Source organism: Porticoccus sp. GXU_MW_L64 (assembly GCF_052983295.1).
The window spans coordinates 1-19,359 of record NZ_JBRKJK010000008.1; the positions used below are offsets into that span (position 1 = coordinate 1).

The window sequence follows — 19,359 nt, forward strand, 5'->3', positions numbered from 1 at the left end:
GCCATCAATACGGTGAAGCCCAAGCGAACCAGCGTTAAGCAAATGAGAAAACTGGCTGGTTGGGACAATCAGACTCTTGTCAAGGTACTGGAGGCGCTAATTTAGATGAGGTGGCCCTGGCAATCGCACGGTTGTTGTTGCCCTGAATCCCCGTGGTTGTTACAGTCGCGAGTTAAATTCACGCGGGAGCGGTGGCACTGGTTGCCGCCCTGTACATAACGATGCTTTCCCGGCGTTCCGGCCGACAAGGAATAAAAAACAAATGGTGTTTAGACGACTGCGCGGACTTTTTTCCAACGACCTTTCTATTGACCTGGGAACTGCCAACACCCTGATTCATGTTCGCGACAAAGGCATTCTGCTCAACGAGCCATCGGTAGTGGCCATTCGTCACCACCACGGCCAGAAAATTGTTGAGGCAGTAGGGGTTGAAGCCAAGCGCATGCTGGGTCGTACTCCCGGCAATATTACCGCCATCCGCCCCATGAAAGACGGTGTGATCGCCGACTTTCAGGTGACCGAAAAAATGCTCCAGCACTTTATCAAAAAGGTGCACGAAAACAGCCTGATTCCCCCCAGCCCCCGGGTGCTGATCTGTGTGCCCTGTTTGGCAACGGAAGTGGAAAAGCGTGCCATTCGCGAGTCTGCCGACAGTGCCGGTGCCCGCGAGGTATACCTGATTGAAGAGCCTATGGCGGCGGCCATCGGTGCCGGTTTGCCGGTGGAAGAAGCCTGTGGCTCCATGGTGGTGGATATCGGTGGTGGTACCACCGAAATCGCCATTTTGTCCCTCAATGGCGTGGTGTACTCCGACTCCGTACGCATAGGCGGCGACCGCTTTGATGAAGCCATTACCAACTACGTGCGCCGTCACTACGGCAGCGTGATTGGCGATTCCACCGCCGAGCGTATCAAAATCGAAGTGGGCAGCGCCTACCCGGGCAGCGAAGTGCGCGAAATCGACGTGCGCGGTCGCAATCTGGCAGAAGGGGTGCCCAAGAGCTTTACTCTCAACAGCGACGAAATTCTGGAAGCCCTGCAGGAGCCACTGGCGGGTATTGTGCAGGCGGTGAAGCGGGTGCTGGAACAATCGCCACCGGAACTGGCTTCCGATATTGCCGAGCGCGGTATCGTACTGACCGGTGGCGGTGCCCTGTTGCGCGACATCGACCGTCTGCTGACCCACGAAACCGGCCTGCCGGTAATTGTCGCCGAAGACCCGCTCACCTGTGTGGCTCGAGGCGGCGGTCGCGCTATGGAAATTATGGATAAGCGCAATCTGGATATTCTTTCTCCTTGAGTGTTGTTGATCTGTCATTCTGAGCGCAGCGAAGAATCTCTTTGCTTTGTTTAACCTGCAAGATCCTTCGCTGCGCTCAGGATGACGAAATAAGAGTCTTATAAACCGCCGTTAGGGGGTCGCTATCAAAAACCTGTTCGCACAAGGTCGCTCTCCCTCAAGGCGTATCCTTGTGCTGGGTTTGCTCGCTCTGATCTTGGTGCTGATAGACAGCTTCACCCAGTGGCTGAAACCGGCGCGCAGTTATCTGGAGGAAGTGGTTTATCCGCTGCACTGGCTGGCAGATTTACCGGGGCGTATGGCGGAGTGGGGTGAGGAATCCACCCTCAGCCGCGCCGACCTCGCCAGTGAAAACGAACAGCTGAAAACCCAGCTGCTGGTATTGCGGGCCAGCCAGCAACGCATGGCTGGACTGGAAGCGGAAAATATTCGCCTGCGCAGCCTGCTCAACGCCACCGAAATGGTCAAGGACCGGGTTCAGGTGGCGGAGCTGATCGGCATATCTCCGGACTACCCACTGTCCCACACCTTTACCATCAATCGCGGCAGCGCCGACGGCGTTTTTGTGGGCCAGGCTGTACTCGGTGCCGAGGGTTTGATGGGCCAAGTGGTGGATGTCTTCAGTGGCCACAGCCGGGTGCTGCTGATTACCGACAGCCGCCACGCCCTGCCGGTGCAGGTGCGCCGCAACGGTCTGCGTGCCATAGCCGAGGGCATTGGCGATGGCAACCTGAAGCTGCGTTATATCTCCCCCACCATGGACATTGCCAGTGGCGACCTGTTGGAAAGCTCAGGGCTCGGTGATCGCTACCCGGCGGGCTATCCGGTGGGCACCGTAGAGCGCATTGAACGGGACCCCGGCAAGGCGTTTGTGGACGTGATAGTCGCTCCCAGCGAACCTCTCAATCGCCGTCGCACGGTATTGCTGGTTTTCCCCTCGGAAGAACAGCTGGGGTCGGCGGCTGGCCTGCCAGCCGGAAACAACCGGTGAAGCGGCCCCGACAATCCCAACGCCGCGGACTGTTGTTTGTGGCCCTGCTGGTTGCTCTGGTACTGCAACTGTGGCCGCTGTTTGGCGGTGTGGCCCTGTGGCGCCCGCAGTTTGTCTTGCTGGTGCTGACCTTTGCCCTGATTCATCGCCCCAACTACTACGGCATCGCTACCGCCTGGATTACCGGGCTGGTCATGGATGCGGTCACCGGCGGCGTGTTTGGTCGTTATGCGTTGGCCCTGGGAGTCTGTGCTTACCTGTTACACCTGTTGCGTCAGCGTTTGCAGCACGCTCGTATATGGCATCAAAGTGGTGTGGTGCTGCTGTTGGTGGCGGCGGCGCAATTGGTGGTGATGAGTGTCAATATGCTGGCTGGTGGCCGCACCAGTTGGGCGCTGGTGTGGTATCCGGCGCTTACCTCGGCGCTTCTGTGGCCACTGTTCTATACCCTGATGATGCGCCTGACCCGTTGAGCCTGTGCCGTGAATACCCAAACCGCTGATTTTATCCTCGCCTCCGCCTCACCCCGGCGTCGTCAGCTGTTGCAACAAATTGGGGTGCGTTTTGTGGTTGCCCCGGCGAATGTGCCGGAACACCTTCGGGAGGGAGAGCGCCCTGAGGATTACGTTATCCGTTTGGCGCGCGCCAAGGCGCAGGCGGGGTTTCAGGCGCAAACAGATGCGGTTTTGCCGGTGCTGGGGTCGGATACGGCAGTGGTGCACAACGGTCGAATTCTCGGCAAACCCCGTGATCAGAACGATGCAGTGGACATGCTGATGAGCCTGTCCGGCAGCTGCCATCAGGTGCTGTCTGGCATCGCCATGGTGGGTGCCAAACATGCTGTCGCCTGCGCCGTGGAAACCTCTGTGTATTTTCGTACTCTCAGCAGGGAGCAGTGCCAGCGCTACTGGTTCACTGGCGAGCCGGCGGACAAGGCGGGCAGTTATGGTATACAGGGTTTGGCGGCGGTATTTGTGGATCGTATTGAAGGCAGTTATTCCAATGTGGTGGGGCTGCCTCTGGCGGAAACGACAGATTTGCTGGCGGAGTTTGGGATCGATGTGTGGCAGAGGGGTGAGGATGGCGATGAGCTTTGAGATAAAGAACAGCAAGTCGCACGTCGCACGTCTGACGTCGCACGCTAAAAGCTGGCACTCTGTCAGAAAGATTGGTGTCCTCCCCGCGATGGCGGGGACCCATACTTATGACGAAGTGGTGAGATGGATTCCCGCCTGCGCGGGAATGACAGAAGTACCGTACCAAAGCGTGCGACGTCTGACGTGCGGCGTGCGACTGCTTGCCGAACACACCGCAGCATCAACTCACTGCTCACCAACCGAGTATCCCCACCCATGAGCGCAGAAATCCTGATCAATATCACTCCCATGGAAACCCGCGTGGCACTGGTGGAAAACGGTGTGCTGCAAGAGGTGGCCATCGAGCGCACGTTCAAGCGCGGGGTGGTGGGCAATATTTACCGTGGCAAGGTGGTGCGGGTGATGCCGGGTATGCAGGCGGCGTTTGTGGACATCGGTTTGGAAAAGGCCGGTTTTATCCACGTGGATGACATTCATGTGGATGCCGCCGCCGATGGCAGTGAGCAGAAGGTAGAGGATATTCGCCAGCTGTTGCACGATGGTCAGGGGGTGACTGTACAGGTGGCCAAAGACCCCCTGGGTAGCAAAGGCGCGCGACTGAGCAGCAAGCTGTCGGTGTGCTCCAAATACCTGGTGTATATCCCTCGCGAATCCCATATCAGTATCTCCCAGCGCATAGAAGGGGAGGCCGAGCGTGAGCGGCTCAAAGGCGAATTGGCGCTTGCTCTGTCGGAGGAGGGCGACGGGAAAATTCTCACCGGAGAAGCCAACCCCGATGGCGGCTATATTATTCGCACCGCCGCCGAGGGTTTGTCCGCCGGTGAATTGCGCCGGGATGTGCACTTTTTAAAACGCCTGTGGCGGGATATTGGCGAGCGCGCCCCACTGACGCCCCTGGCCAGCAACGTGTTTGAGGATTTGCCTCTGCATTTGCGCACGCTGCGGGAGATGACCCGCGACGGGGTGGAAAAAATTCGCGTGGATTCCAGAGAATGCTACGAAAAAATGCGCGCATTTGCGGGCAAATATCACCCGAATCTGTTGCCGTTGATCGAGCATTACCCCGGCGAGCGCCCGCTGTTTTATCTCTACTCTGTAGAAGATGAAATTCAGAAGGCTCTGCAGCGCAAAGTGCAGCTGAAATCCGGTGGTTATCTGGTGATCGACCAGACCGAAGCAATGACCACGGTGGACGTCAACACCGGTGCCTTTGTGGGCCATCGCAACCTGGAAGAAACCATCTTCAAAACCAACCTGGAGGCGGCCACCGCCATTGCCCGCCAGCTGCGCCTGCGCAATCTGGGGGGCATTATCATTCTCGACTTTATCGACATGCGCGAAAAGGAACATCAGCGCCAGGTGTCGCGCACTCTGGAGAAAGCGCTGGAACGGGATCGCGCCAAAACCAGCGTACTGACTACCTCGGAGCTGGGCCTGATTGAAATGACCCGCAAACGCACCAGTGAAAGCCTGGAGCATTTGCTGTGCGAACCCTGTGAGCAGTGCGGCGGCAGTGGCAGCGTTAAATCTGTGGAAACCCTGTGCTACGAAATCCTGCGAGAAATCCTCCGCGAAGCCCGCGCCTTTGAGTGCGAAAAATTTCTGGTGCTGGCCTGCCAGCCGGTGATCGACCGCCTGCTGGATGAAGAATCTGCCAACGTTGCCGACCTGGAAGAATTTATCCGCCGGCCAATTCAATTCCGTGTGGAGTCCATGTACTCTCAGGAGCAGTACGACATTGTTCCGGTTTAGGCGTTATATGAGAGACGAGAGATGTGAGACGAGAGACGCGGCGCTCAATTCAGGGTGCAGGGTTTTCCGTCTTCCATCTCCCATTTTTCATCTCCCGGCATCCAAATGAAAGCACTGAAATACGTAAGCAAACTGACTCGCTGGCTGTGGTTTACCATGGCCGCAGTGGTGATCAGCTACGCCGTGTTGGTGGTGCTGGGGCGTACCCTGTTGCCCTATCTGGACGATTATCGCCCCCAGGTGGCGCAACAGCTTTCCGATGTGTTGGGGGCGCAGGTGCAGTTGCAGCGGCTGTCTGGCACCTGGCCGCGACTGGCGCCCACTCTGTCTGCGGATGGTGTGCAGATAACCGCAGATGACACGGGGCATATTGGTATTGGCCAGCTGAGTGCGGAATTGGAGCCATTTGCCAGCATTTGGCATGGCCAGCTGATCTGGCGCAAGCTCAGCCTCAGTCAGGTGAATTTGCAGCTGGTGGAAGATGCCAGCGGTCGCTGGTCACTGGCGGGCTTTCCTCTTACCGGCGGCAGTGGCGGTGGTATTCGCCCTCTGGATATGTTGCTCTACAGCTCGCTGATTGAAGTGGACAGTGTGTCGGTTGCACTGCACTTTTACTCCGGTGCCCAATTGACCTTTAATGCTGGCGATATCCTGGTTGAAAACAACGACCAGTTTCACCGCATCGTCGCCGCTATTGCTGGCGGTGAGGAGCCGGACAGCGAGCAATCAGCCACTGAATCCGGCACCGATCAACAATCCCTGGCCCGCTTTGTGTTTGAGGGAGAGGGAGATTACCGCGATCTGGACGAATTTCATGCTCAGGCTTACGTGGAACTGCAGCAACTCAATCTGGCTTCCGTAACCAGGTTTTTTGCCCAGTTGCTTCCGGCCTATGAAGACAAACTGACGGCACTGGATGGCAGTGTCGCCACCCAGCTGTGGCTGCAATGGGGAGAGCATGGCCGGGTGGATATGCGCGGCCGCCTGCAAACCGATCAACTGCCCCTGGACAGGGCCATGGCACTGCCGGAGGTCACCGGCTTGAATACCGACGTTACCGGTTGGTATCAGCCCGGTGAGGACTGGGGCCTGGCGCTGCAAGGGCTGCACTTTCAGTGGGGTGAGGAAAATATTCAGCCGCTGGATATTCGCTTTAACCAGAGGGTTGGGGATCGCTGGGGCGAATTCGGCCTGGACATCAATTATCTCAGTGTGGACGCGCTGCGCAAATTACTGGTCAACAGCGAATTTTTGCCGCAGCAAGTGGCAGACGCCCTGGCCGCCATTGAGCCCAGCGGCCACGTGGACAACGTCAGCCTGGACGCGGTGCTGTCCGATACCGGGCTGCCGGATTTGGTGTTGAAGGCGAATCTGCGCGATGTGGCTATCAACGCCTATCAGGGGGTTCCCGCGGCCAGCGGTGTGAGTGGCTATCTGGAAACCACCATTGATGACGGCATGCTGGCCCTGGACAGCCGCGATGCCAGTATCCATTTCGAAAAGCTGTTTACCAGTGCCATTGCTGTGAATCGGGTCTCCGGCACCCTGGGGTGGTCCTGGGATCGCCAGCGCCAGCTGATCACCCTGACCAGCAGTTTGCTGCAGGCGGATTCCCCGGCGGGGCAAATGAAGGGGCAGTTCTACCTGTACCAGCCGATTGTGCGCAGCGACGATGCGGCGCAACTGTTCCTGCAGCTTGGGGTGCTCAACAGCCACTCCCGCTACCGGGATCAATTTGTGCCCGCCATTCTCAACCCCAATCTGACTGAATGGCTGGACCGCGCCCTGGACAATGTCAGCGTGGCGGAAGCCGGGGTTATCTACCGCGGTTCGGTGCGCAACGGGCAGGAAGACAGGCGCACTATTCAGCTTCATGTGGCCGCCAATGGCGAGCGCCTGATCTACCACCCGGAATGGCCGGCACTGGAGGAGTTTTCCGGTCGCCTGCTGTATCACGGCGGCCACTTGCAAGGGGACATCAGCGCCGGTCGTATGGGTGGTTTGGCTGTTCATGGCGGCGAGCTGACCATGGATGCCCTGGGTGAGCAGCGCCTCAATATTCGCGCCACGGGCAGTGCCAATGCGGAACAAACCCGGCAATTGTTGCGGCGTTCACCGCTGCGGGAAAGAGTGGATGGCTTGGAAGGCTGGCAGCTGGGCGGAGATGTCAGCGCCCGTGTGGACCTGCAAGTACCCCTGCAAGACGACTGGCAAACTGGCCGTTATCAGGTGGTGGCGGATGTGGTTGATGGGGCGCTTGTGCAGCCGGAATATCAGGTGCGTATTGATGGCGTTGCCGGGCAGATGCGGTTCGATCTGGACAAGGGGCTGCGCGGCGATTCGCTGAAAGGTCGCTTGTGGGGTATGCCCGCTACCGCCAATTTGGTCACGGAGGATGAAGGCCTGCAATTGACCGTGGACGGCGCTTTGCAGCCAGCGTTGTTGGCGCAGCACTTCAATGTGGATGTGGGCCAGCAGATTCAGGGTCAGAGCCGTTATCAGGCGGTGGTGATCCTGCCCGGTGATGGCGACGAACAGTCCGGCTCCATCAAGGTACAAAGCCAGCTGCAAGGTATTGCGGTTGACCTGCCACAGCCTTTTGGCAAGGAGGCGAGCCAGTCGCAAAATTTTGAGGCGTTGCTGACGTTCGGTGACCTGGTGGATATCGAAGCCTCCTATGGCCAGAGTGTTCGCGCCGGCTCCCAGTGGCAGGGCAAGTATTTGCAGCGCGGCTACCTGGGGGTGAATCGCTCTGATCTGGCGCTGCCGGAAAATCAGGTGTTGCTGTTGGCGGCGGATGTCAGCGATGTCAATTTGGTGGATTGGCAGTCCAGCTTGCTGACCCTGTTTGACAGCCCCGAACAAAGCCAGGGTGAAAACCCCTCAAGGCGTTGGCTGCCGCCGGCCATTCTCGATGTGCGTGTGGGTGAACTGGGGGTGTCTGCCCTCAGCCTGGAAAACGCCCACCTCAATGGCACACTGGTGGGCTCGGTGCTGCGCACCAGCCTGGAATCCGATAGCGCCGCTGGCAAATTGAACATCCCCCTGGATAACAGTCGGCCCATGGTGATCGCTCTCGATCACCTGAAACTGCCGGAGCTGTCACAGCCAGGTGGCGAACAAAGCGGCGCAGTCACCTTTGACCCCCGCACCCTGCGCAGCATGACTTTTTCTGTGGACAATCTGCAGCTGGGCGAACGTCAGCTGGGGGCGGTGTCCTTTGCATTGGATGCCAGTGAACAAGGGTTGACCATCAGTGAATTGAATGCCCAGGTACTCGGCCTGCAGGCAGACGGGGATTTCCAGTGGCGCTTTGACGGCCAGCAACACAGCAGCAGTTACACCGGCACCGTACAGTCAACCAACATTGCCCAGGTGCTGGAAAATATCGGTATGGAACCCATCATCAAAGGCGACAATGCGGTATTGCAAAGCGAACTGAACTGGACCGGGCGGCCCTGGGAGTTTGACCGCAATAACCTGATGGGGCAGATAACGTTTATTTTGACTGATGGCACCATCCAGCAGAGTACCGGCGGCGCCAGCCCGTTTATTCGCGTGGTGGGGCTGCTGAATTTCAGCACCTGGCTGCGTCGTCTGAGGCTGGATTTTTCCGATGTGTTCAGCAAGGGGCTGAGTTACGACTACATCAACGGCAGCCTGATATTTGACAACGGCTACCTGCGCTTCCCCGAAGCCATTGTTGCCAAAGGTCCCTCGGGCACCATGAAAATGTACGGCAATATCGACCTGATCAACGAGCAGATAGACACCCAGCTGGTGGCCACCTTGCCGGTGGGTACCAACCTGCCCTGGGTGGCGGCTCTGGCGGTCAACCTGCCCGCTGCCGCCGGTGCCTGGGTAATCAGTAAAGTGTTCAAAAAACAGGTGAACAAACTCTCCAGCCTCAGCTACAAAATTCAAGGCTCCTGGGATGACCCGGAGTTTGAAATTGAAAAAGTGTTCTCCGACAAAAAAAGCGTAGTTGAAGAAAAAACCTCACCGTCAGAAGATCAGGAGCAAGGCACGTAATGACCAAAGTTGCCGCCATTCAAATGTGCAGTACCCGCGACCTGCAGCACAACCTGCAACGGGCGGAGGCGCTGCTGGCGCAGGCCGCAGAGCAGGGTGTCCGGTTGGCCGTGCTGCCGGAAAATTTTGCCTACTACGGCTGCAAGGAGCTGCGCCAGGTGGCCCGCGATGAAGCCGACAACAGTGGCCCGGTACGCCAGTTTCTCAGTGAACAGGCAAAACGCCATCGGCTGTGGATTGTCGGCGGTACCCTTCCTGTGGTGTCACCGGGGGATGAGCGCGGCTACGCCGCCTGCCTGGTGGTTGACAGTGACGGCAACGAACAAGGCCAATACAACAAAATACACCTGTTCGATGTGGATGTGGGAGACGCCCATAAGCATTATCGGGAATCCGACGACTATCGCCCGGGTATTGAGCCCGCAGTGCTGGATACCCCCTTCGGCAAACTGGGGCTGAGTGTGTGTTACGACCTGCGCTTTGCCGAACTGTTTCGGCAGTTGGCCGACCGCGGTGCGGAAATTGTCTTGGTGCCTTCCGCCTTTACCGCCGTCACCGGCGAAGCCCACTGGCAACTGCTGCTGCGCGCCCGGGCGGTGGAAAATCAATGTTTTGTTATCGGTGCCAATATGGGCGACCGCCACCACCCCAAACGCCCCACCTGGGGCGGTTCTGCAATCGTCCACCCCTGGGGAAATGTATTGGCTGAACTGGACGGCGGCGAAGGAGTGATTTGTGCTGATATTGACCTGGCGGAAATTCAAAAGCTGAAACAAAATATGCCCATTGAGCAGCATCGGCGGCTTTAGTGGGGTATGGGCTGGTGGCAAGAGCCTCTGCAGCAGGCTGTTAATACATTCCTTTTCTGGTTTGCTTACCGCCCGTAGCGCGCTGCTCGCTGCTTTGCTATGGTTGCAACCCGCAACCCGCAACCCGCAACCCGCAACCCGCAACCCGCAACCCGCAACCCGCAACCCGCAACCCACCATGTCCCAACTCCTCAAAATCGCCACCCGCAAAAGCCCCCTCGCCCTGTGGCAGGCAGAATATGTAAAAGCTGAATTGCAGAAACACCACCCGGGTTTGGTGGTGGAGTTGCTGGGCTTTACCACCAAGGGCGATAAAATTCTCGATACGCCCCTGGCCAAGGTGGGAGGCAAGGGGCTGTTTGTCAAAGAGCTGGAAGTGGCCATGCTGGAAGGGCGCGCGGATATTGCCGTGCACTCCATGAAGGATGTGCCCATGGAATTTCCGGAGGGCTTGGGGCTGACCACCATTTGCCCGCGGGAAGATCCTACCGACGCTTTTGTTTCCAGCCAGTACAACGACTTGTCACAACTGCCAGCGGGCGGCCGGGTGGGTACGTCCAGTTTGCGCCGCCAGTGCCAGTTGCGGGAATCCCGGCCAGATTTGCAAATTCTCGACCTGCGGGGCAACGTCAATACTCGCTTGGCGAAACTGGATAACGGCGACTACGATGCCATTATTCTTGCCAGCGCCGGTTTGCTTCGCCTGCAAATGGGCGAGCGCATTCGCAGCCGTATTGCTCCGGAAGATTCCCTTCCCGCTGGTGGTCAGGGGGCGGTGGGTATCGAATGTCGCAACAGCGATCAGCGCACCATCGATTTGTTGGCGCCATTGCACCACCGCGACACCGCTGTGTGCGTTACTGCCGAGCGCGCCATGAACCGTCGCCTGCAAGGTGGCTGCCAGGTGCCCATTGCCTGTTACGCGCTGTTACAGGGAAACGACCAGTTGTGGTTGCGCGGTCTGGTGGGCGCGGTGGACGGTTCCCGTGTTCTGCGGGATGACATCTGCGGCCCCGCTGAGCAGGCGGAGCAGTTGGGTATTACCCTGGCTGATCGGCTATTGGCCCGTGGTGCCGATGCCATTCTTGCCGAAGTCTATGGCCAGCAGTAAATGAATCTGGCGGGTAAACGGGTTCTGGTGATTCGCCCCAAGCCCTTGGCGGCGCTGGAACCTGATCAGTTTGTCGAGCAACTGGCCACCTGCGGCGCACGACCCCTGCACTTGCCGGTGATGGCGATTCAGCCCTGCGATATTCCTCTCGGTAACGCGCCCACCAACCACAATATTGAACAGATTAAAAGTCGTGTGCTGGCGCTGGCCAATTATCAAGCAGTTATTGTGGTCAGTCGCCCGGCCGCATTGCTGGCGGGCAACTGGATAGACCACTGCTGGCCCCAGTTGCCGGTTGGTGTTCAGTTTTATGCGGTTGGTGAAAGCAGCCGTCAGGTATTGGCAGCCCAGGGTATTGAGGCTCAGGCTCCCAACCAAAATCAAACCAGTGAGGGCTTGTTGCAACTCCCCGCTTTGCAACAACTGCACAATCGTAAAGTGCTGATTTGCAAAGGCGAGGGGGGGCGTGAGTTCCTGGCAGATCAACTGCAACAGCGCGGCGCCCAGGTGGATGAGTTAAACCTGTACAGTCGCTGCTCCAGCGATCAACACCGGGCGGATATCCTCAGTGCTTTGCAAAATGGTGTGAGCGCAACGGTGGCACATTCCGCAGAGTTGCTTGATAACCTGTTGAGCCAGGTACCCGAAGCACTGCATGCTGACCTTTTTATATTGCCTTTGGTGGTGCCCAGTGAGCGCATAGCGGGTCTCGCCAGAGACAGGGGCTTTGTAAACCTTCAAGTCGCCAACTCCGCTGTGCCCGGTGACATGGTTTCGGCTGTAAGCAGGTGTTACATTAGCGACTGACATCTATCAATTTCGCAGAGCAATGGGCCAGTGACGGATAAAGACCAAAAAACACCGGAAAGCTCTAAACCGGAAAGCGCCAAAAAGGAAAGCTCCGGGAAAAGCAGCTCCGGACAATCTGCGGCCAAAGACAGCCAGCAGCCTCCCATCCTGACCAAACGGGCTGAGCAGCAGCCCGCCAAAAAAGCCGATAACTCCAAGCCCCGGCACGTGCCGGACCCGCTGGATATTGATGATCTGTCTACCAAGCGGCGCTCTGTTGGCAAAAAGTCTCGTGCTAAACAGTCTCGTGCCAAAAAGCCTCGTACTCAAAAATCAAACCGCAGCGCTTGGCCGGCGCTGTTGGTTACCCTGTTATTACTGACGGGGTTGGGTGCGGGTGGCTATTACGGCTGGCTTTACTGGCAACAATGGCAGGCTGTCGGTAACAGCCAGCAGCAAGCCCTGCAAGCCCGATTGGACAGTCAGGCCGCGCAGTTGCAACAACTGCAACAGCAGCTTGAGCAACAGCAAAATTCTACCGCACTGGATACCCTGGCGGCACAAGTGCAGCAGGCTGGCCAGGCAGAGCAGGGCAACCGCCAGCGGCTGGATGAACTGCAACGGCGAGTCACCAGCCAGGGCAGCCGTTTGCGGAATTTGTCCACTTCCACCCGTGACGACTGGCTGTTGGCAGAGGCAGAATATCTGCTGCGTCTGGCTAACCAGCGCCTGTTGACCGAGCGCAGCACCGCCAGCCCGGTTTCCCTGTTGCAGAGCGCCGATGCCATTCTCAAGGATTTCGACGACCCGGACCTGTTCGCGGTGCGCAGCCAGATAGCCAACGACATCACCGCCCTGAAAATTGCCACCGTAGTGGATCGCGAAGGGCTTTATCTGCAGCTCAATGCCCTCACAAATACCATCTCCCAACTGACTCTGGCCTTCAGCCTGAAAGACCCACAGCCACCGCAAACACCAGTGCAACAGCCGCAGGATACGGAGCAAAGCTGGGGCGAGCAGGTGGCTGACCACTTTGGTGAATTTGCCAGCGGGCTGAAAGACTACGTGCGCATCCGCCAGCGGGACAAGCCCATCGAACCATTGCTGGGAGTGGAGCAAGAACAATACCTGCGCCACAACCTGCGGGTGATGCTGGAGCAGGCGCAGCTGGCGCTGTTGCGAGAAGAGCCCCTGGTGTATCGCGCCAGCCTGGAAAAATGCCGCCAGTGGTTAAGCCAACACTTTGCCGACGATCACCCTGCCCAGGTGTTTGCCAGTGAACTGGATGTTCTGTCCACCCAGATAGTCACCAGCCAACTGCCGGAAATCAGCGCCTCGCTGCAGGCGTTGCGCAACTACATCAACCTGTGGCATTTGCGTCACGATGCCCCCAAAGATGGCCGGGCCGACAGCGAGGTTGAGCGGCCATGAGGCGATTGGTGTTGATCTTCGCCGCTGCGTTATTGCTGGGCACCGGTCTTGCCTGGCTGATGAGCCGGGAAAGCGGTTATTTGTTGATCGCCGTGGGCAACACCACCATTGAAATGAACCTGTGGGCAGCAGTTATCGCGCTGATTTTGTTGTGGCTGTTGGTGCGCCTGCTGTGGCGGTTGCTCAGCTCCCTGAAAGTGTTTGCCGGCTGGCGTCGGGCACGGCTGAGCCGCCGCCGGGCGCAAACCGCCCGCGGCCTGCTGTACTTTATCGAGGGCCGTTGGCAGCGGGCTCGTCAACAACTGGTGCGCGGTGCCCACCAGTCGGGTATGCCCCTGGTGAACTACCTGGCTGCCGCCACCGCCGCTTACCAAGAAGGCAATTGGGAAGCGGCGCAAACCCTGCTCAACAAGGCCCAGGAAATCGCTGAGGACGATAATCCCGCTGTGGAAATTGCCAAGGCGCGGTTATACATGAAAGAACAACGCTATGAAGAAGCGCTGTCCATCCTCAACCGCGTGCACCAGAAATACCCCAACCACAGCAATGTATTGCGCCTGCTGGAAAAAACCTATCGCGGTCTCAACGACTGGCACAACCTGCAACAACTACTGCCACAGCTGCGCAAAGACAGCGGCTACGATCGGCAGCAATTTCAGCAACTGGAAGTTGAAGTCTACGCCAAACAATTGGCGTCCCAGGCAGAGTGCTGGGGCAAAGCAGATAGCGACAGCGATAAAAACAAACACCAGCAGAGTATCGAGCAACTGTGGCAATCCCTGCCCTCAGCGGTAAAGCGCAACGGGCAACTGGTTGCCATTTACAGCGACCACCTGCAAGCCCGAGGCGATGGCCGGCAGGCGGAAAAACTGCTGCACAACGCCCTCAACAATTATTGGGACAACAGCCTGGTACGTCGCTACGGTTTACTGGTGGGCGGCGACACAAACACCCAAATGGTGATCGCCGAAGCCTGGCTGCGGGAGCATCCCAATAACCCGGCATTGTTATTGGCGTTGGGGCGGCTGGCGCAAAAAGCGGAATTGTGGGGCAAGGCCCGCGACTACCTGGAAACGGCCCTGGGGCTATCCCCCGCGCCGGAGGTTTATGCTGAGTTGGCAAGGCTGATGGCGCAGCTGGGTGAAGTGGACAAAAGTGCGGCTTATTACCAGCGAGGGTTGTTGGAGAGTGCTGGGGGGGCTTTGTAATGACATATATTTTTGTTGCAATACATTTAACTTTGCTTCATGTGACAACTTCTGTATTTGTTCGGAAGGCTAAAAGCAAACGCTTTTCCAAAAAAAAGCCTTTGTATTTATAGTAAGTTCTAATATTTTTTTGACGGTATTTTTTTGTTTGGGCGTCAGGCTTTACGCTGTTTTTGTCGAAGGCGTGAATGGTCCTACATTGGATTTGGGATCGGTAGGGGTTGCTCTTGTTATGTTTTTTGTAATACTTCTCAATGCGTTTACAGGCTTGAGAGACGTTGAAAATTTTTGATTTGGCAGACGGTGAAAGCTGTGAAAAATATTGTACTAATTTTGATCTTTGCTTTAGCTAGCGTTACTTTGCTCGCCGAACCCGTCACCCACATAATCGGCAATAAAAACACCCCCGACGTCTATATGACCGTCGATGGCGAATCAAAAGGCAGCGCTTCCATCGGCATCTATCAACGCAATACCGACAAGCCTTACGTCACACTCGCCGATATCGACGGCGATGGTGTTTTTGATCTGCTCTCTTACTCCGTGCTGGATAAAAACGGTGGTCATATTATGGAGGTGGAGGATTACGGTATGGACGGTCAGGTGGATTTTAAAACCAATATGTTTTCCGGAGCAGCGTCTATTTATATCGGCGGCCAGTGGTATGAGTCTGTTGGCAGTACCGACGAGGACCGTTATTTTCTGATTGGCAAAAAGAAAGTGCTGGTGCGCGAGGCAGTACACGAAATGCGTATTGCTCACGGGTTGGTGCGTGACGAGTAAGGATAAACGGTTGCTAAAGGTTCCAATACTCGGCATGAAGATCGGGAGCCGGGGGGATTTCTTCAGGCCGTCTGCGGCAAGGATGCCGCAGAAGAATCTACAGGGATGTATTTACGATGTGCCTGAAGAAATTCCCCTGACTCCCGGTCGCCACCAAAACGTTGCCTCTGCGCACACTCCTTCGCTCATTATCATTACCGGCTGTTTGTGATAGCATCCCGCGCCTGAAATCCACCGCCCACCACCCCTCAGGAGTTCCCATGTCCAGCGTCTCTCTCGCTGCTATTCCGTCGCGCCAGTGCATCAAGAACGATTTGCTCTCCGGCCTTACCGTTGCTTTGGCGTTGGTGCCGGAAGCGGTGGCTTTTGCATTTGTGGCTCATGTGGATCCGCTGGTGGGGTTGTACGCCGCTTTTATTGTGGGGCTGATTACCGCAGCTGTTGGCGGCCGACCGGGAATGATTTCCGGGGCCACTGGTGCGCTGGCGGTGGTGATGGTGTCACTGGTGGTGGAACACGGCGTGGAGTATCTGTTTGCCACGGTGGTGGTGATGGGGGTAATTCAGATTCTCTGTGGGGTGTTGCGGCTGGGCAAGTTTATCCGCATGGTGCCGCACCCGGTGATGCTGGGCTTTGTAAACGGCCTGGCGATTGTGATCTTCCTGGCTCAACTGGGGCAGATTCCGGTGCCGGAGGTGGAATCCGGCCTGTTGAGTGGTGAAGGGTTCAGTGCCTTGATGGGTTACAGCCAGTTCTGGATTATGGCCGGGTTGATTGCTTTGACCATGGCGATTATCTGGTGTTTGCCGAAACTCACCAAAGCCATTCCCGCGTCCCTGGCGGCGATTCTGGTGGTGAGTCTGCTGGTGATTGGCCTTTCTATTGACACCAAAACCGTAGGCGATGTGGCCTCGGTAGCTGGCGGCTTCCCGGAGTTTCATATTCCTGCGGTTCCCTTTAACTGGGATACCCTGATGATTGTGCTGCCTTACTCCATTATTTTGGCAGCCATTGGTTTGATCGAGTCCCTGCTCACACTGACGCTGATCGACGAAGTCACCGACACCCGTGGCCGTGGCAATAAAGAGTGTGTGGGGCAGGGCGTTGCCAATACGGTGACCGGGTTTTTCGGCGGCATGGGCGGCTGCGCCATGATTGGCCAGAGCATGATTAATATTAATTCCGGTGGCCGCGGGCGCTTGTCTGGTATTTCAGCGGCGCTGTTTTTGCTGTGCTTTATTCTGTTTGCCTCCAGCCTGATTGAGCAGATTCCCCTGGCGGCGTTGATCGGGGTGATGTTTATTGTGGTGATCGGCACCTTCGAGTGGTCCAGCTTCCGCATAATGGGCAAGATTCCCAAAGGCGATGCCTTTGTGCTGGTGCTGGTGTCTGGGGTTACCGTGGTGACGGACCTGGCCATTGCCGTGGTGGTGGGGGTGATTGTTTCCGCGCTGGTGTTTGCCTGGGAGCACGCCAAACACATTCGTGCGGAAATCAGCATCGATGAAAACGGCTCGAAAATATACGACATTCACGGGCCGCTGTTTTTTGGCTCGGTGAGTAACTTCCGCGACCTGTTCAGCGCCCGCACTGACCCGCAAGACGTGATTGTGGAGTTCAAAAATTCCCGTGTCTGCGACCACTCCGCTATCGAGGCCATCGACGCCCTGGCGGAGCGCTATCAGAATGCTGGCCGCACCCTCCATCTGCGCCACCTCAGCCCGGAATGCCGCCTGCTGTTGCGCAAGGCGGGCAAGCTGGTGGAGGTGAATGTCATGGAAGATCCCACCTACCATGTTGCGGATGATGCGTTGGGTTGATTCAGCTGCGAGCTGTTTGGTGTCCACCCGTCATTCTGAGCGCAGCGAAGAATCCCGTGGTTCAGTCCAACACAGAGATCCTTCGCTGCGCTCAGGATGACAATTGCGCTCGATCTGCCCGCAGCTCGCCGCCTCTTCAGTCACCCTTGACGGTCAATGTTGGTTAAAAATCAACCAGTTCTTTTATTTTTTAGCCAAAACTACCTCTCTTATTCCAAAAATTTATAACACTTCTTAAAGTGTCGCTTTAAGTTGTGTTTATACCTTTCTGTTTTATCTTATCTTTTGTCTTTTTGTTTTTTATTTCTCGAAAGATGCCGTCCAGTTCGGCGATTTTAGCCACACGTTTTTGGTTTTTTGCAGTCCGCTTTCCTTGACTTCTCTTTCTATGAGCATATAGTGTCGTTTAGTGGCGGATTGTGGGTAATTGTGTCATTTTTGGTCATTCTTTTACCCGCTTTCGGTCAAGCTCAAGGGTAATTGAACAATAAATAACCAATAAAACGGGATAAACCGGTGTTTCGGGGTAGCAACGACATCAACATAGATGCCAAAGGGCGCATGGCGGTACCGGCCAGGTTTCGCGATGAGCTGATGGAGCTGTGTGGCGGTCGCCTGGTGGTGACTGTGAATAATGATGTACAGGATCGCTGCCTGCTGCTCTATCCCATGGACGAGTGGATTCAGATCGAAAACAAAATTTCCCGTTTGCCTTCCCACCCCAAGGCGCGCCGTTTGCAGCGCTTGCTGATTGGTAATGCCCGCGAGCTGGAAATCGACGGCAGTGGCCGTATTTTGCTGCCACCGGAATTGCGCCAGCACGCCTCCCTGGATAAAAAAGTACGCCTGCTGGGTGTCGGCCACCGTTTTGAAATCTGGGATGCCGGGCTTTACGGCGCCCACCACGAAGAATGTCTGGAAGAAAGCATGGACGATCAACCCATACCAGAAGAGATGCTTTCGCTGAGCCTTTAGGGGGTGTTAACAATTAATGAGTCACTACTGTTGTCCCTGAAAAGGCGTCAGTCAAGGCATGAGGAGTGCGGTTTGGTCGCTCCAAATGAGCGACGAATAACGCAGGATGACGCCTTTTCAGGGACAGCCCGAAGGGCTGGGCTCACTTACTTTTGTAATGAAAGTCGCCCCAGCTGCGTTATCGGTCGCTTATGTAGAGTGACTACACGGCACTCCCTCTGTCTTGCTGGAGCAAAAAATGAACTCCAGCAGTAGCGGCTCATTAATTGTTAACACCCCCCTAGTGGATATGGAGCCAAACCTGATGCAACAAGGCCAGACCACACAGAACTCAAACCCTCATACAAGTGTGCTGCTGGATGAGGCGGTGGCTGCGCTCGTCACCAATCCGGACGGTATCTATATTGACGGCACATTCGGTCGCGGTGGCCACAGCGCCGCCATTCTTGACAAATTGTCTGTCCATGGTCGCCTGCTGGCTTTTGATAAGGACCCGGAAGCCATCGCCAGCGGTCGCCAGCGCTTTGCCGATGATTCGCGCCTGGAATTGATTCACGACTCTTTTGCCACTGTGGGCGAACAGGTGAAGTGTCGTGATCTGGTCGGCAAGGTGCAGGGCGTATTGCTGGACTTGGGGGTTTCTTCTCCCCAGTTGGACGACGACCATCGCGGCTTCAGCTTTCTGCGCGAAGGTCCCCTGGATATGCGCATGAATACCGAGTCCGGTGAGAGTGCTGCTCAGTGGTTGGCCCGTGCGAAAGAGGAAGAAATCGCCCAAGTATTAAAAGAGTACGGCGAGGAGCGTTTTGCCCGCCGTATGGCTAAAGCGATAGTGAGCGCTCGCCAACAACAGGAAATTACCACCACCACCCAGTTGGCAAAAATCGTCGCCGATGCCCACCCAGCCTGGGAAAAACACAAGCATCCGGCCACCCGCGCTTTTCAGGGTATCCGCATTCACATCAATCGCGAGCTGGATGACCTCAAGCAGTTGCTGGAGCAGGTGCTGGACGTATTGGCGGTTGGCGGTCGCCTGGTGGTGATCAGTTTTCACTCCCTGGAAGATCGCATCGTCAAGCGCTTTGTGCGCGACCAGGAACGCGGCCCGCAGTTGCCTCGCGGTGTGCCGGTGCGGGATGAGCCCGGGTTGCGGCCCATGAAGTCCGTGGGTAAGCCCCTCAAACCCTCTGGGGGTGAGGTGGATGACAATGTTCGTTCCCGCAGCGCGATTATGCGTGTGGCGGAAAAGCTGGTGTAAATG

At 56.8% G+C, this 19,359-nt stretch carries 15 protein-coding genes; all 15 read left to right on the forward strand.

The features are described 5' to 3' along the window. Positions 1 to 265 precede the first annotated feature (265 nt). The 15 genes from ACVBEJ_RS07690 to rsmH all read left to right on the forward strand — a co-directional run bounded on the left by ACVBEJ_RS07690 (position 266) and on the right by rsmH (position 19,356). The gene (locus tag ACVBEJ_RS07690; protein ID WP_447129218.1) at positions 266 to 1,300 is read left to right on the forward strand and encodes a rod shape-determining protein; all 1,035 of its coding nucleotides are present in this window, start codon (positions 266 to 268) and stop codon (positions 1,298 to 1,300) included. A gap of 172 nt (positions 1,301 to 1,472) precedes the next feature. Further along, the gene (mreC, locus tag ACVBEJ_RS07695; RefSeq protein WP_447129039.1) at positions 1,473 to 2,291 is read left to right on the forward strand and encodes a rod shape-determining protein MreC; all 819 of its coding nucleotides are present in this window, start codon (positions 1,473 to 1,475) and stop codon (positions 2,289 to 2,291) included. After that, positions 2,288 to 2,764, forward strand: coding sequence for a rod shape-determining protein MreD (mreD, locus tag ACVBEJ_RS07700; protein WP_447129040.1), 477 nt, complete (start codon positions 2,288 to 2,290; stop codon positions 2,762 to 2,764). Before mreC ends, mreD begins: the two co-directional genes overlap by 4 nt. Before the next feature lie 9 nt (positions 2,765 to 2,773). Beyond that, positions 2,774 to 3,388: a Maf family protein gene (locus ACVBEJ_RS07705; protein ID WP_447129041.1), complete on the forward strand. Its 615-nt coding sequence runs from the start codon at positions 2,774 to 2,776 to the stop codon at positions 3,386 to 3,388. 255 nt (positions 3,389 to 3,643) lie between these two features. Continuing rightward, positions 3,644 to 5,140 carry a ribonuclease G gene (gene rng, locus ACVBEJ_RS07710; protein ID WP_447129042.1) on the forward strand — a complete coding sequence of 499 codons (1,497 nt, stop codon included), beginning with the start codon at positions 3,644 to 3,646 and terminating at the stop codon, positions 5,138 to 5,140. 105 nt (positions 5,141 to 5,245) lie between these two features. Further along, positions 5,246 to 9,172 carry a YhdP family protein gene (locus ACVBEJ_RS07715; protein WP_447129043.1) on the forward strand — a complete coding sequence of 1,309 codons (3,927 nt, stop codon included), beginning with the start codon at positions 5,246 to 5,248 and terminating at the stop codon, positions 9,170 to 9,172. Next, a complete protein-coding gene (locus tag ACVBEJ_RS07720) occupies positions 9,172 to 9,981 on the forward strand; it encodes a carbon-nitrogen hydrolase family protein (protein ID WP_447129044.1) in 810 nt (269 codons plus the stop codon). Before ACVBEJ_RS07715 ends, ACVBEJ_RS07720 begins: the two co-directional genes overlap by 1 nt. A 178-nt stretch (positions 9,982 to 10,159) precedes the next feature. Next, positions 10,160 to 11,092: a hydroxymethylbilane synthase gene (gene hemC, locus ACVBEJ_RS07725; RefSeq protein ID WP_447129219.1), complete on the forward strand. Its 933-nt coding sequence runs from the start codon at positions 10,160 to 10,162 to the stop codon at positions 11,090 to 11,092. After that, positions 11,093 to 11,899 (forward strand): uroporphyrinogen-III synthase, encoded by an 807-nt coding sequence (locus tag ACVBEJ_RS07730; RefSeq protein WP_447129045.1) that lies wholly within the window; start codon positions 11,093 to 11,095, stop codon positions 11,897 to 11,899. Between the two features lie 30 nt (positions 11,900 to 11,929). Beyond that, on the forward strand, positions 11,930 to 13,312 hold the full coding sequence (locus ACVBEJ_RS07735; RefSeq protein ID WP_447129046.1) for a uroporphyrinogen-III C-methyltransferase: 1,383 nt from the start codon (positions 11,930 to 11,932) through the stop codon (positions 13,310 to 13,312). Continuing rightward, positions 13,309 to 14,520, forward strand: coding sequence for a heme biosynthesis HemY N-terminal domain-containing protein (locus ACVBEJ_RS07740; protein ID WP_447129047.1), 1,212 nt, complete (start codon positions 13,309 to 13,311; stop codon positions 14,518 to 14,520). The genes ACVBEJ_RS07735 and ACVBEJ_RS07740 overlap by 4 nt, the downstream gene beginning before the upstream one ends. A 312-nt stretch (positions 14,521 to 14,832) precedes the next feature. Next, on the forward strand, positions 14,833 to 15,303 hold the full coding sequence (locus tag ACVBEJ_RS07745; protein WP_447129048.1) for a hypothetical protein: 471 nt from the start codon (positions 14,833 to 14,835) through the stop codon (positions 15,301 to 15,303). A 260-nt stretch (positions 15,304 to 15,563) separates the two neighbouring features. After that, positions 15,564 to 17,123 carry a SulP family inorganic anion transporter gene (locus ACVBEJ_RS07750; protein WP_447129049.1) on the forward strand — a complete coding sequence of 520 codons (1,560 nt, stop codon included), beginning with the start codon at positions 15,564 to 15,566 and terminating at the stop codon, positions 17,121 to 17,123. Between the two features lie 516 nt (positions 17,124 to 17,639). Next, complete coding sequence (gene mraZ, locus ACVBEJ_RS07755) at positions 17,640 to 18,098, forward strand: division/cell wall cluster transcriptional repressor MraZ (RefSeq protein WP_447129050.1); 459 nt, start codon at positions 17,640 to 17,642, stop codon at positions 18,096 to 18,098. A gap of 304 nt (positions 18,099 to 18,402) precedes the next feature. Then, on the forward strand, positions 18,403 to 19,356 hold the full coding sequence (gene rsmH, locus ACVBEJ_RS07760; RefSeq protein WP_447129220.1) for a 16S rRNA (cytosine(1402)-N(4))-methyltransferase RsmH: 954 nt from the start codon (positions 18,403 to 18,405) through the stop codon (positions 19,354 to 19,356). Positions 19,357 to 19,359 lie beyond the last annotated feature (3 nt).